General features: G+C 66.7%; 10 protein-coding genes. 8 read left to right on the top strand and 2 right to left on the bottom strand.

The window, feature by feature from the left end:
• The 6 genes from trpB (at position 1) to pyk (ending at position 10717) form a co-directional block, all read left to right on the top strand.
• Positions 1-1212, top strand: coding sequence for a tryptophan synthase subunit beta (gene trpB / locus AC1M0F_RS01790; RefSeq protein WP_480236492.1), 1212 nt, complete (start codon positions 1-3; stop codon positions 1210-1212).
• Positions 1206-1997: a tryptophan synthase subunit alpha gene (gene trpA / locus AC1M0F_RS01785; protein ID WP_480237344.1), complete on the top strand. Its 792-nt coding sequence runs from the start codon at positions 1206-1208 to the stop codon at positions 1995-1997. The genes trpB and trpA overlap by 7 nt, the downstream gene beginning before the upstream one ends.
• A 39-nt stretch (positions 1998-2036) precedes the next feature.
• A complete protein-coding gene (gene lgt, locus AC1M0F_RS01780) occupies positions 2037-3017 on the top strand; it encodes a prolipoprotein diacylglyceryl transferase (RefSeq protein ID WP_480236491.1) in 981 nt (326 codons plus the stop codon).
• A 145-nt stretch (positions 3018-3162) separates the two neighbouring features.
• A complete protein-coding gene (gene gltB / locus AC1M0F_RS01775) occupies positions 3163-7740 on the top strand; it encodes a glutamate synthase large subunit (RefSeq protein WP_480236490.1) in 4578 nt (1525 codons plus the stop codon).
• Positions 7733-9190 (top strand): glutamate synthase subunit beta, encoded by a 1458-nt coding sequence (locus AC1M0F_RS01770; RefSeq protein WP_480236489.1) that lies wholly within the window; start codon positions 7733-7735, stop codon positions 9188-9190. The genes gltB and AC1M0F_RS01770 overlap by 8 nt, the downstream gene beginning before the upstream one ends.
• An 87-nt stretch (positions 9191-9277) precedes the next feature.
• Positions 9278-10717 (top strand): pyruvate kinase, encoded by a 1440-nt coding sequence (pyk, locus tag AC1M0F_RS01765; RefSeq protein ID WP_480236488.1) that lies wholly within the window; start codon positions 9278-9280, stop codon positions 10715-10717.
• A gap of 59 nt (positions 10718-10776) precedes the next feature.
• Here pyk and AC1M0F_RS01760 read toward each other — a convergent pair whose 3' ends face one another.
• A complete protein-coding gene (locus tag AC1M0F_RS01760; RefSeq protein ID WP_480236487.1) occupies positions 10777-10947 on the bottom strand; it encodes a hypothetical protein in 171 nt (56 codons plus the stop codon).
• Between the two features lie 152 nt (positions 10948-11099).
• Between AC1M0F_RS01760 and AC1M0F_RS01755 the strand changes: the two genes are divergently transcribed.
• Both AC1M0F_RS01755 and ku read left to right on the top strand, forming a co-directional pair.
• Entirely contained in the window at positions 11100-11636 is a 537-nt protein-coding gene (locus tag AC1M0F_RS01755) for a DUF6328 family protein (RefSeq protein WP_480236486.1), read from the top strand.
• A gap of 33 nt (positions 11637-11669) precedes the next feature.
• On the top strand, positions 11670-12509 hold the full coding sequence (ku, locus tag AC1M0F_RS01750) for a non-homologous end joining protein Ku (RefSeq protein ID WP_480236485.1): 840 nt from the start codon (positions 11670-11672) through the stop codon (positions 12507-12509).
• Position 12510: 1 nt separating this feature from the next.
• Here the strand turns inward: ku and AC1M0F_RS01745 are convergent, their stop codons facing one another.
• Positions 12511-14004 carry an FAD-dependent oxidoreductase gene (locus tag AC1M0F_RS01745; RefSeq protein WP_480236484.1) on the bottom strand — a complete coding sequence of 498 codons (1494 nt, stop codon included), beginning with the start codon at positions 14002-14004 and terminating at the stop codon, positions 12511-12513.
• Positions 14005-14119: the final 115 nt, after the last annotated feature.

Here is a 14119-nt window from a genome sequence, read left to right as displayed (position 1 = left end):
ATGGCACTACGCGACGAAACCGGCCCATACTTCGGTGAGTTCGGTGGACGATTCGTCCCCGAATCCCTCATCGCAGCCCTCGACGAACTGTCAGAGGCCTGGGAACTGGCCAAACTCGACCCCGGCTATCACGCCGAACTCGACGAACTGCACCGGACATACACCGGCAGGCCGTCGATCCTCACCGAGGTGCCCCGCTTCGCCGCGCACGGCGGAGGCGCGAGGATGATCCTCAAGCGCGAGGACCTCAACCACACCGGCTCGCACAAGATCAACAACGTGCTCGGCCAGGCCCTCCTCACCAAACGGATCGGCAAGACCCGAGTCATCGCCGAGACCGGCGCAGGCCAGCACGGCGTAGCGACTGCGACCGCCGCCGCCCTGTTCGGGCTCGACTGCGTCATCTACATGGGCGAGGTCGACACCGAGCGGCAGGCGCTCAACGTCGCCAGGATGCGCCTGCTGGGCGCAGAGGTCGTCTCCGTCACCACCGGCTCCCGCACGCTCAAGGACGCCATCAACGACGCCATGCGCGACTGGGTGACGAACGTCGAGACCACGAACTACATTTTCGGGACCGTCGCCGGTCCTCACCCCTTCCCTGCCATGGTCCGCGACCTGCAGAAGATCATCGGTGAAGAGGCTCGCCAGCAGGTCCTCGACCTCACCGGAAAGCTCCCGGATGCCGTCGCTGCGTGCGTCGGCGGGGGATCGAACGCGATGGGGATCTTCCACGCATTCCTCGACGACACGGATGTCGCCCTCTACGGTTTCGAGGCCGCAGGTGAAGGCGCCGACACCCCGCGCCACGCCGCGACCATCACCAAGGGCAGGCCGGGCGTGCTCCACGGCGCCCGCAGCTTCCTGCTGCAGGACGAAGACGGCCAGACCATCGAGTCGCACTCGATCTCGGCCGGACTCGACTACCCGGGCGTCGGCCCCGAACACTCCTGGCTGTCGAGCATCGGCCGTGCGTCCTACCGTCCGGTGACGGATGCCGCAGCGATGAGCGCACTCCGCCTGCTCAGCCGCACCGAGGGCATCATCCCGGCCATCGAGAGCGCGCACGCCCTCGCCGGCGCGCTCGACCTCGGTAAGGAACTCGGCCCGGACGCCACAATCCTGATCAACCTCTCCGGTCGCGGAGACAAGGACATGGAGACGGCCGGGCGGTACTTCGACCTCATCGACCAGGGAGCAGAACAATCGTGACAAGCGTGGCATCCGTCCTCACCGCGAAGCGTGAGGCAGGCAGCGGCGCGCTGATCGGCTACCTCCCCGTCGGCTTCCCGACCTTCGACGAGAGCGTCGACGCCGCCGTGGCCATCGCGGAGAACGGCGTCGACATCATCGAGCTCGGCCTGCCGTACTCGGACCCGGTCATGGACGGCCCTGTCATCCAGAAGGCCACCCAGCACGCCCTGGCGAACGGTTTCAAGCTGCGGCACGGTTTCGATGCCGTCCGTGCCATCACCGAGCGGGTCGACGTGCCCGTTCTCGTGATGACCTACTGGAATCCGGTGGTGCAGTACGGCGTCGAGCGGTTCGCCGACGACCTTGTCGCCGCCGGCGGCGCAGGCCTGATCACTCCCGACCTCATCCCAGATGAAGGGGCCGACTGGCTCGCAGCGTCCGAGCGCACCGGCCTCGACCGCGTGTTCCTCGCCGCGCCGTCGTCGAGTGACGCCCGGCTGCGCCAGGCCGTCGAGGCCAGCAGGGGATTCGTCTACGCGGTGTCGACCATGGGCATCACCGGCGCCAGGAGCGACGTCGACCAGGCGGCGAAGATCCTCGTCTCGCGGCTCCGTGAGGCAGGCAGCGAGCACGCGTGCGTCGGACTCGGCATCTCCACGGCCGAGCAGGTCCGCGAGATCCTCGCATACGCCGACGGTGCCATCGTCGGTTCGGCGCTCGTCAAGGCACTCGCCGAAGGCGGAGTCGACCGTGTCGCAGCCGTCGCCCGAGACTTGGCGCAGGGCACGACCCGCGCGAACTAGAGTTGTACGCGCACGTTCGAGAAGTAACCCCAGAAAGGCATGGAGTCAGTGTCCATCCACCTGAGCATCCCGAGTCCGGACATCAGTTCCGTCCAACTCGGTAACTTTACGATTCACTTCTATGCCCTCTGCATCCTCGCGGGTATCGTCGCTGCCGCGTTCTTCACGAACCACAGGCTGACGAAGCGCGGCGCCGAGCCCGGCATCGTCCTCGACATCATCCTCTGGGCCGTTCCGTTCGGCATCGTCGGCGCACGCATCTTCCACGTGCTCACCCACCCGAACGACTACTTCTACCCGGGTGCGGACCTGCTGCGCACCCTGTACATCTGGGAGGGCGGCATCGCCATCTTCGGCGCCCTGATCGGTGGCGCCATCGGAGCCTGGATCGGCTGCCGTGTCACCGGCATCCGGTTCTGGACCTTCGCAGACGCTGTCGCACCAGCACTGCTGCTCGCCCAGGCCTTCGGCCGGTTCGGCAACTGGTTCAACCAGGAACTCTTCGGCATCCCCACCACCCTGCCGTGGGGCCTCGAGATCGACGAGTCGAACCCGGCTTGGCCGGTCGGACTGCCAGCAGGCACGCTGTTCCACCCCACCTTCCTCTACGAAGTTCTCTGGAACCTCGCCGGTGTCGTCGTCCTTCTCGCGCTCGAGCGGTTCTTCCGGCTCCAGTGGGGCAAGGTCCTCGGCCTCTACCTCATCTGGTACGGCCTCGGCCGCACCGTCTGGGAGTCCATCCGCATCGACCCGAGCGAGGTGTTCCTCGGCCTGCGGGTCAATGTCTGGGCCGCACTGCTCGCCATCCTCGTCGGCGTGGTTATTCTCGTCGTGCAGTCCCGCCGCCACACCGGTCTCGAGCCTGGACCGTACGTCACGGGCCGGGAATGGGATGGGGCCGGCGCTGGGGTACAATCGTCACACACCGATTCGGAATACGTGGATCTCGGCGAGCCCGAGGATTCCACCCCTGCTCCGGTGGATGCCGTCGCCACAAGCGAGACCGGCTCGAAATCATAGGTTTGCCTGTACCCGACGGCTGCTAGCCACCAAGCCATTCGCCTGGCGTGTGCGATCACACAGCCCACTGTCGGGCGGCGAACCCTCAACTTCCCCGGGCCATCGTCGTCCCACCGCCGCTATTTCTTTGTGAGGACGGTTACCGATGGAGCCTCGACCCACGTTTTCCCAGTTCAGCCTCGTTCCGCCCAAGCAGGGTCTCTACAACCCTGCCGGTGAGAAGGACGCCTGTGGGCTGGCCATGGTTGCCACACTCAGGGGCACGGCCGGTCACGACATCATCGTTCACGCGCTCGACGCGCTGCGGAACCTCGAGCACCGTGGAGCCATCGGCTCAGACGCGGGCACAGGCGACGGCGCCGGCATCCTGACGCAGATCCCCGACGAGTTCTTCCGTGCGGTGACCGGCTTCGAGCTGCCCCCGATGGGTCAGTACGCGGTCGGCATGGCGTTCCTCCCGCTCGACGACGACGCGAGGGCCGACCTCAAGGCGGGCATCGAACGCCTGGCCGCTGACGAGGACCTGGCCGTCCTCGGCTGGCGCGACGTTCCGACCGACCCCGAGAACCTCGGCAAGCTCGCGCACGACGCGATGCCCGCCTTCGAGCAGCTGTTCCTGTCGAGCACGATCACCACGGATGCCGGCGAGCCCGTCTCCGGCATCGCTCTCGACCGCCAGACCTTCCGGCTGCGGAAGCGCGCCGAACGCGAACTGAACGCATACTTCATCTCGCTGTCCTGTCGCACCGTGGTCTACAAGGGGATGGTGACGACGCTCCAGCTCGAGCCGTTCTACCCCGACCTCAGTGACGAGCGTTTCGCATCGAAACTCGCGATCGTCCACTCCAGGTACTCGACGAACACGTTCCCGTCCTGGCCGCTCGCGCAGCCACTGCGCATGATGGCGCACAACGGCGAGATCAACACGGTCGAGGGAAACCGAAACTGGATGCGGGCGCGCCAGTCCCAGCTCGAATCCGAGCTGATCGGCGACATCCGCCCGCTCCTCCCGATCATCACTCCCGGCGCGAGCGACTCGGCGTCGTTCGACGAAGTGCTCGAGCTTCTGACGCTCACCGGGCGGACGCTTCCCCACGCCATGATGATGATGGTGCCTGAGGCATGGGAGAAGCAGGCGGGCCTCAACCAGGAGCTCCGGAACTTCTACGAGTTCAACTCGATGCAGATGGAACCGTGGGACGGCCCCGCCGCGCTCACCTTCACCGATGGGACCCTCGTCGGCGCGACCCTCGACCGCAACGGCCTCCGCCCAGGCCGCTGGCTCGAGACCACTGACGGGCTCGTCGTGCTCGGCAGCGAGATCGGCGTGCTCGACATCGCCCCCGACCGGGTCAAGCGCAAGGGTCGGCTCCGTCCAGGCAAGATGTTCCTCGTCGACACCGAGGCCCAGCGGCTGATCGAAGACGACGAGATCAAAGAGAACCTCGCGGCGTCTCAGCCGTGGGGCGACTGGCTGCAGGTCGGCCGGATCAACCTCTCCGACCTGCCGGAGCGCGAGCACATCGTGCACACGCCTGCCTCGGTCACCCGCCGCCAGCGCACCTTCGGCTACACGGAGGAAGAAGTCCGCATCCTCCTGCGCCCGATGGGACAGACCGGAGCCGAGCCGCTCGGCGCCATGGGATCGGACACCCCGATCGCCGCACTGTCCAAGCGCCCGCGCCTGCTGTTCGACTACTTCACCCAACAGTTCGCCCAGGTCACCAACCCGCCTCTCGACTCGATCCGCGAGGAGGTCGTCACCTCCCTCAAGCTCGGGCTCGGCCCTGAGCGGAACCTGCTCACCTCAGGTCCGGAGCATGCCCGCCAGGTCGTCCTCGACTTCCCGGTGATCGACAACGACGAACTCGCCAAGATCCAGCACATCGATCCCAAGCACGGCTCGAGGACCACGACCACCATCCGCGGCCTGTACCGTTTCGATGAGGGTCCCGACGCCCTGCGCAACCGCCTCACCGCCATCTGCGCCGAAGTCGACGAAGCCATCGAGGCCGGCGCCCTCTTCATCGTGCTCAGCGACCGCGACTCGAACAAGGACCTCGCGCCGATCCCGTCTCTCCTCCTGCTCGCCACCGTGCACCACCACCTCATCCGGGCGGAGAACCGGCTCAAGGTCGGACTCGTCGTCGAAGCCGGCGACGTGCGCGAGGTCCACCACGTCGCCACGCTGATCGGGTACGGCGCCTCAGCCATCAACCCGTATCTGGCGATGGAGACCTGCGAGGACCTCGTCCGCAGCGGCATGATCGAAGGAGTGACCGCCGAGAAGGCCGTTCGCAACGTCATCTACGCGCTCGGCAAGGGCGTGCTGAAGATCATGTCCAAGATGGGCATCTCCACGGTGTCGTCCTATGCAGGCGCTCAGTGCTTCGAAGCCGTCGGCCTGAGCCAGGACTTCGTCGACGAGTACTTCACCGGCACGGAGTCGAAGCTCGGAGGCGTCGGCATCGACGTGATCCAGGCCGAGAACCTCAAGCGCCACCAGGCCGCGTACCCGCTGAACACCGCCGAGACCTCGCACGAGCGCCTCGAAACGGGCGGCGAATACTCCTGGCGCCGTGACGGCTCGCCCCACCTCTTCAACCCGGACACCGTGTTCCGCCTGCAACACTCGACCCGCACCAGACGGTACGACATCTTCCGCGACTACACGCGGCTCGTCGACGACCAGGCCGAGAACCTGATGACGCTACGCGGCCTGTTCAAGCTCAAGACGGCCGAACGCGAGCCGGTTCCCCTCGACGAGGTCGAATCGGTCGCGTCGATCGTGAAACGGTTCTCGACCGGCGCGATGAGCTACGGCTCCATCTCGCAGGAGGCACACGAGACGCTCGCCATCGCCATGAACCGGCTCGGCGCCAAGTCGAACACCGGTGAGGGCGGCGAGGACACCGACCGCCTGCTCGATCCCGAACGCCGGAGCTCCATCAAGCAGGTGGCATCCGGCCGGTTCGGCGTCACGAGCATGTACCTCACCCACGCGGACGACATCCAGATCAAACTCGCCCAGGGCGCCAAGCCCGGTGAGGGCGGCCAGCTGCCGCCGACGAAGGTGTACCCGTGGGTGGCGCGCACCAGGCACGCCACAGCGGGCGTCGGGCTCATCTCGCCGCCGCCCCACCACGACATCTACTCGATCGAGGACCTCAAGCAGCTCATCTTCGACCTCAAGCGTGCCAACCCGTCCGCGCGGATCCACACGAAGCTGGTCAGCCAGTCGGGAATCGGAGCCGTCGCTGCCGGGGTCGCCAAAGCGCTCTCCGACGTCATCCTCGTCTCCGGGCACGACGGTGGGACGGGCGCCAGCCCGCTCAACTCGCTCAAGCACGCCGGGACACCGTGGGAGCTCGGCCTGGCCGAGACCCAGCAGACGCTCATGCTCAACGGCATGCGCGATCGCGTCGTCGTGCAGGTGGACGGCCAGCTGAAGACCGGCCGCGACGTCATCATCGGTGCCCTGCTCGGCGCTGAGGAGTTCGGTTTCGCCACAGCGCCTCTCGTCGTCTCAGGGTGCGTCATGATGCGCGTCTGTCACCTCGACACCTGCCCGGTCGGCGTGGCCACCCAGAACCCCGTGCTCCGCGAGCGGTTCACGGGCAAGCCTGAATTCGTCGTGAACTTCTTCGAGTTCATCGCGCAGGAGGTCAGGGAGTACCTGGCGGAACTCGGATTCCGCACGCTCGAGGAGGCCATCGGCCACAACGAGCTCATCGACGCCAACACGGCCATCGAGCACTGGAAGGCGTCCGGGCTCAACCTCGAGCCGATCCTCATCGGCCCGTCGTTCCGCCCCGGCGAGCCGAAGACGCACGCCCGCGACCAGAAGCACGAACTCGAGAAGCACTTCGACGTCGAGCTGATCAAGCGCAGCCACAACGTGCTCGACCACGGCGGGCAGATCAGGATCGACCTCCCGATCCGCAACACCGAGCGCGCCGTCGGCACCATGCTCGGCCATGAGGTCACGCTCCGCCATGGCGAGAACGGTCTGCCGGCGAACTCGATCGACGTCCACCTGACCGGCTCGGCCGGCCAGTCGCTTGGCGCGTTCCTGCCCAACGGCATCACGCTGCGCCTCGAAGGGGACTCCAACGACTACGTCGGCAAGGGCCTCTCCGGCGGCGAGATCATCGTGCACCCCCCGAAGACCAGCACGTTCGCGGCCGAGGAGAACGTCATCGCCGGAAACGTGATCGGCTACGGTGCCACACAGGGCAGCATGTTCATCTCCGGTATCGTCGGCGAACGGTTCCTCGTGAGGAACTCAGGAGCAACGGCCGTCGTCGAAGGCGTCGGAGACCACGCCCTCGAATACATGACCGGGGGACTGGCGCTCATCCTCGGGTCGACGGGCAGGAACCTCGGGGCAGGAATGTCCGGAGGAACCGCCTATGTCTTCGATCTCAAGCCGGAGCAGGTGAACCGCGAAGCCGTCCAACTCGGCGAGCTCGAACTCACCGAACTCGGCAGCGCGGACGTCGAGATCGTCCGTGACCTTCTCGAGCGCCACGTCGCCGAAACAGGGTCCGCCCTCGCCACCCGGTTGCTCGCCGACTTCGACGACACCGTCGCAAGATTTGTCAAAGTCCTGCCCCGCGATTACGCAGCAGTGCTGCGCACCCGCCAGGACGCCGTCACCGAGGGTCTCGACCCCGACGGTGATGTCGTCTGGGGCCGAATCCTGGAGGTAACCGGTGGCTGATCCCAAGGGATTCCTGAAGGTCACGGAACGCGAGCTGCCCAAGCGGCGCCCGGTCCCGATCCGTCTGATGGACTGGAAAGAGGTGTACGAGCAGGGTGACTCGACCCAGCTCCGGCGCCAGGCCGGTCGCTGCATGGACTGCGGCGTGCCGTTCTGCCACCAGGGCTGCCCGCTCGGAAACCTCATTCCGGAGTGGAACGACCTCACCTGGCGCGGGGAGGGCAGGCAGGCCATCGAGCGCCTCCACGCCACCAACAACTTCCCCGAGTTCACCGGACGGCTCTGCCCTGCGCCGTGTGAAAGCTCGTGCGTGCTCGGAATCAACCAGCCTGCCGTGACCATCAAGCAGGTCGAGGTGTCGATCATCGACCAGGCCTTCGCGAACGGCTGGGTCGACTCCCACCCGCCGGAGAGCCTGACGGGCAAGACCGTCGCCGTCGTGGGCTCCGGCCCTGCCGGCCTGGCCGCTGCCCAGCAGCTCACCCGCGCCGGGCACACGGTCGCCGTGTACGAGCGGGACGACCGCATCGGCGGACTGCTCCGTTACGGCATCCCGGACTTCAAGATGGAGAAGAAGCACATCGACGCCCGTCTCAAGCAGATGGCCGACGAAGGAACGCGCTTCCGCGCCGGAGTCAACATCGGCGTCGACATCACCTGGGACGACCTCCGCTCGCGCTACGACGCCGTCATCATCGCCACTGGCGCCATGGTGCCGCGCGACCTTCCGATTCCCGGCCGCGACCTGGCCGGCGTGCACTTCGCCATGGACTACCTGGTCCCGCAGAACAAGGCGGGTGCAGGCGACGACGTTCCCGGCCAGATCACGGCCGAGGACAAGCACGTCGTCGTGCTCGGCGGTGGCGACACCGGAGCGGACTGCATCGGAACCGCGCACAGGCAGGGTGCCGCATCCGTGACCAACCTGGCCATCGGCAAGCAGCCGTCGCCGGTGCGCACTGACGCACAGCCCTGGCCGACCATGCCGACCCTGTTCGAGATCCAGAGCGCCCACGAAGAAGGCGGCGACCGGGAGTACCTCGTGTCCACGGTCGAGTTCCTCAGCAACGAGTCCGGCGAGGTCCGCGCCATCCGCGTGGCCGAGACCGAGTTCCTCGACGGACGCCGCGTTCCCAAGAGCGGAACCGAGCGGGAGATCCCGGCCGACCTCGTGCTCCTCGCCCTGGGGTTCACCGGACCTGAGTCCGAGCACATCGCCCCGCAGCTGGGAGTCCCGTTCGACAACCGCGGAAACGTGGAGCGCGACAACGACTACCAGACCAGCGAACCGGGCGTCTTCGTCGCCGGGGATGCCGGACGTGGGCAGTCGCTCATCGTCTGGGCCATCGCCGAAGGCCGGGCCGCGGCATCCGCCGTCGACAAGTACCTCGAGGGCGAAACCAGCCTGCCGTCCCCTGTACGCCCGACCGATCACGCCATCTCGCTCTAGACTCGGTGGCGAGGCTTCTCGCCTCCTCCTCCTTTTCCCCTCAGATCCCGCCAGTGCGCGTTCGCGCAGAAATATGGAGCAGCACCTATGAGACGAGCTAAAATCGTCGCGACCCTCGGCCCGGCAACCGCCAGCTATGAGAACATCCGCGCCATCATCGACGCCGGAGTGAACGTGGCCAGGATGAACCTCAGCCACGGATCGTACGACGTCCACGAGGGTGTCTACGCCAACGTTCGGAAGGCCGCTGCCGACGCAGGCAAGCCGGTCGCTGTGCTCGTCGACCTGCAGGGTCCGAAGATCCGCCTCGGAAAGTTCGAGGGCGGCCCGTACGACCTCGCCGAAGGCGACATCTTCAAGATCACCACCGAGGATGTCGTCGGCACCAAGGAACTCTCCGGCACCACCTTCAAGGGCCTGCCGAACGATGTGAAGCCCGGTGACTTCCTCCTCATCGACGACGGCAAGGTCAAGGTCAAGGTCCTCGAGACGGACGGCGTCGTCGTGACCACCGAGGTCATCGTCGCAGGAGCCGTCTCCAACAACAAGGGCATCAACCTGCCCGGCGTCGCCGTCAACGTCCCCGCCCTGAGCGACAAGGACGAGGCGGACCTCCGCTGGGGCCTCCGGCTCGGTGCCGACTTCATCGCGCTGTCCTTCGTGCGCAACGCCGAAGACATCCGCCGCGTCCACGAGATCATGGACGAGGAAGGCAAGCGCCTCCCCGTCATCGCCAAGATCGAGAAGCCGCAGGCCGTCGACCACCTCGAAGAGATCATCGACGCCTTCGACGGCATCATGGTCGCCCGTGGTGACCTCGGCGTCGAACTTCCGCTCGAGGCCGTCCCGATCGTCCAGAAGCGCGCCGTCGAACTCTGTCGCCGGATGGCAAAGCCGGTCATCGTCGCCACGCAGATGCTCGAATCGATGATCTCCAGCCCGATCCCGACCCGCGCCGAGACGTCGGACGTCGCGAACGCCGTCCTCGACGGTGCTGACGCAGTGATGCTCAGCGGCGAGACCAGTGTCGGCGCCTACCCTGTGATCACCGTGCAGACCATGGCCCGCATCATCGAGTCCACCGAGGACCACGGCCTGGAGCGTATCCAGCCGCTCGGAACGAAGCCGCGCACCCAGGGCGGTGCCATCACGCTGGCCGCCAGCGAGGTCGCCGAGTTCGTCGACGCCAAGTTCCTCTGCGTCTTCACCGAGTCGGGTGACTCCGTACGCCGGATGGTCCGCATCCGCCACACCATCCCCGTCCTCGGATTCACGCCAGAGGAGAGCATCCGCCGCCGGATGCAGCTCAACTGGGGAGTCGAGACGTTCCTCGTCGACCGCGTCACGCACACGGACGCGATGTTCGGCCAGGTCGACGACATCCTGCTCGGCTCAGGCAGGGCCGCCATCGGAGACAAGGTCGTCGTGATCTCCGGTTCCCCTCCCGGAATCACCGGTTCGACCAACGACCTCCGCGTGCACAAGGTCGGCGACGCACACCACGGCGTCGTGCCCGCCTACCAGTAGCCCAGGCCGCACGACACAGCGCGGGTCCCGTTCGGGGCCCGCGCTGTGTCGTTCCGGCGCTACTGGTCGTCGGGGAGCACGTCGTCCGGCTCGTAATCCGCCTCATCGATCGGCCGGTCGTCGTCGAATGCGACGCCGAGGTCATCGTCGTCGAGGTCGTCGGGCAGGATCGCCAGTTCTTCGTCCTCGGTGTACTCCACCGGGTAGTCGTCCGGTATGGGATTCGTCATGTCGGTCGCTCTCCTCACCGTTTCCGGGCGGGCGCGTGTGGATCGACGCCCGCGTGTGCAGGAAAGGTTAGGCTGGCGGACGCCGGGGCGGAAGCCCCTGGCCGTCACTCATGGCAGTGGCAGGATGAGTCGACGGGAAACGGAGCGACACGATGGTGACCGAGCACGACGGGGACGCCGTCCAGCCCAGCGCCGACGCGGTCCACGACGGCCGCAGCGAGACCGAGTCCGAACGGTCCGACCGCAACTGGGCCGACCTGCTCCAGGAACTGCGGGTCCTGCAGGCAGGGACCCAGATCCTCACCGCCTTCCTCCTGGCGATCGCGTTCCAGCCGCGGTTCACCGAGCTCGACGCGTTCCAGCTCGGCCTCTATCTCACACTTGTCTCGGTCTCGATCCTCACAACGGTCCTCAGCCTCTTGCCGGTGAGCGCCCATCGCATCCTGTTCCGCCACCTGGTCAAGGAGGCGACGGTGCGGATCGGCGACCGGATGCTCAAGGCGGTACTCGTCGGAGTGTCCCTGACGATGATCGGAACCGCGATGCTGATCTTCGACTTCGTCCTCGGTCACCAGGCCGGGGTCATCGCCGCCGTCGTCATCACCGTCATCACCGTGTCACTCGGCCTGCTGCTTCCCCTGATCGTGCGGCACACGATGTCGAGGCGCGACGAGGACGGCAAGGGGTAGGCACCGACCGCCCCGCTGGTGTTCACTGGGGGGATGAGAGCTATCTGGAAGGGCGCGATCACCTTCGGACTGGTCAACGTGCCGGTGAAGGTGTACAGCGCGACCGAAGACCACGACATCGCCCTCCATCAGGTGCATGACAAGGACGGCGGCCGTATCCGCTACCAGCGTCGCTGCGAGATCTGCGGCAAGATCATCAAGTACGAGAACATCGACAAGGCCTACGAGGACGGCGACAGGACGGTGATCCTCACCGCTGAGGACATGGCCTCCCTTCCCGAGGAGAAGAGCCGCGAGATCGAGGTCGTCGAGTTCGTCCCCAGCGACCAGGTCGATCCGATCATGTACGACCGCAGCTACTTCCTCGAGCCGGACTCCTCGTCAGCGAAGGCCTACGTGCTCCTGCGCAAAACCCTCGAATCCACCGACCGGACAGCGATCGTGCAGTTCGCCCTCCGCCAGAAGACCCGCCTGGGGGCGCTGCGGTCCCGCGACGGCGTGCTTCTCATCCAGACGCTGCTCTGGGAGGACGAGGTGAGGAAGGCCGAGTTCCCCGCACTCGATGAAAAGGTGCGGATCTCCGCGAAGGAACTCGAACTCTCGGCGTCGCTCGTCGACAGCTTCGCCGATGATTTCACACCGGAGAAGTTCCACGACGACTACCAGGACCAGTTGCGCAAGCTCATCGAGGCCAAGCTCGAGCAGGGCGACGCCGTCGACACGGATGCCACCTTCGGCGAGACCGGCGACGAGGCCGGCGAATCCGGCGAGGTCATCGACCTCATGGAGGCACTCCGCCGCAGCGTCGAGAAATCGCGCACCGCCAAGAAGAAGGCACCGGCTGCGAAGAAGAAAGCCAGCAAACCCGCCTGAGTCAGTCGTTCAGAGGGAGGACTGCCGGGCCTTCGAGAACGTCGCCTGCAGGGCTGAACCGCGACCCATGCAACGGGCAGTCCCATGACCGCTCTGCGCTGTTCCAGCCGACGATGCCTCCGAGATGGGTGCAGACAGCAGATCGACGCCGCGTGACCCCGTCCACCGTGCAGACCGCGACGGGGGAGACACCGTCTCTCACGACGACGCCATCGCCTTCCGCAGGCGGATCTGCGGGCTCGGGCGACAGTTCGGCTGCCACCCAGCCGTGTGCCAGGTCGGCTGCCACGTGTGCTCCCGCCCCCAGTGTGCTGCCCACTGAGGTGAATGCGGGCGGCCGGTCCTCCAGGCTGACCGCCCAGCCCGGCCGGGCTCCTGACATCCGGCCGGAGATGGCTATCGCCGCAGCCACGCCGTTGGTGAGGCCCCATTTGTCGTAGCCGGTCGCCACGAACACCCGGTCGTCGCCTCCGGTGATGGGACCGAAGTGGGGAAGGTGGTCGGTGGAGTGGTAGTCCTGAGCCGACCAGGAGTGCGTCGGCACGGCGTCGGGGAACAGAGCGGTCGTCCACTCCACGAGGTCGTCCACCCGCGCGGACGTCGGTGCGCCCTTCCCGCCCCGATGCCCGTTGCCGCCGACGACCAGGTAGCGCCCGTCCTCGCGTCCTGCGTCCCTGATCGTCCTCGACGGTTCGTCGACAGACAGGTACATGCCCTCAAACGAATGATCAGGCCAACGATAGGCGAGAGCGTACGAACGACGGGGTTCGAGCGTGGCGAAATGGCCCCCGCGTTTCGGGAACGGCGTTCCTGTGGCCACGACGACGCGGTCGCCGGTGACATCGCCCCTGTTGGTCGACACGACGCAGGGGCCGCCCGAATCGACCTCGGTGGCGCGGACCCCTTCCATGACGAACCCGCCGTGGCGCCGAACAGTGCGCACGAGCGAATCGAGGACGTCGACAGCGTCGACCTGGAACTGGCCGGGAAGGCAGACCGAGGCTGTGATCGGGAACGGCAGCTCCAGGGTCCGTCTCGCCGAGACTGCGAGACCCAGATCGGATGCCGCGTCGAGCTCTGCCTCCACGATCGGAGCGCCGGCATCCGTCGTCGCGTACGTCACAGCGGTCCGTTCGTCGAATGGAACGGCGTTGTCGCGGAGGTGCCGCATCAACCAGTCCTGCCCGGCCCTGTTCGCCGCAACGTACGCTTCAGCGAGCTCGCGGGACACGGCATCCCGGATCTGCGACAGCTGGGAGCCCTGGAGCAGGGTCACCTTGCCTGTCGTGTTGCCGGTGGTGACAGAGCCGACATGTCGCGCCTCGAGGACGACGACGGAGCGGCCCTGTTCGGCCACCATCGCGGCGAGCGAGAGGCCGGAGATCCCTCCGCCGATCACGACGACGTCGACGGCGTCGAGCGAACGCCATTCGTCCGTCGGAATCGGCGAGGGACGGTCGAGCCAGAGCGAGCGGCGCAGCGGCGGATCGAACATGGGTTCCGTCCTTTCGACGGGGCGCACGGAGCGCCCACAGCCGCACAACGCTACTGGGGTTCCGACCGAACACGCCAGCCCCTTGAACGCGCCGAGAGCCGCGGCGTATGGTGGC

It is taken from the genome of Mycetocola sp. Y719 (genome assembly GCF_056713205.1).
The sequence above is the reverse complement of the archived record's forward strand: the minus strand, read 5'-3'. Positions and strand labels throughout refer to the sequence as shown.

Bases quoted from the DNA above. Each gene is read 5' to 3' on its own strand.
- AC1M0F_RS01745 (WP_480236484.1), bottom strand. From the start codon at position 14,004: ATGTTCGATCCGCCGCTGCGCCGCTCGCTCTGGCTCGACCGTCCCTCG.
- lgt (WP_480236491.1), top strand. From the start codon at position 2,037: ATGGAGTCAGTGTCCATCCACCTGAGCATCCCGAGTCCGGACATCAGT.
- gltB (WP_480236490.1), top strand. From the start codon at position 3,163: ATGGAGCCTCGACCCACGTTTTCCCAGTTCAGCCTCGTTCCGCCCAAG.
- pyk (WP_480236488.1), top strand. From the start codon at position 9,278: ATGAGACGAGCTAAAATCGTCGCGACCCTCGGCCCGGCAACCGCCAGC.
- ku (WP_480236485.1), top strand. From the start codon at position 11,670: ATGAGAGCTATCTGGAAGGGCGCGATCACCTTCGGACTGGTCAACGTG.
- trpB (WP_480236492.1), top strand. From the start codon at position 1: ATGGCACTACGCGACGAAACCGGCCCATACTTCGGTGAGTTCGGTGGA.
- AC1M0F_RS01760 (WP_480236487.1), bottom strand. From the start codon at position 10,947: ATGACGAATCCCATACCGGACGACTACCCGGTGGAGTACACCGAGGAC.
- AC1M0F_RS01755 (WP_480236486.1), top strand. From the start codon at position 11,100: ATGGTGACCGAGCACGACGGGGACGCCGTCCAGCCCAGCGCCGACGCG.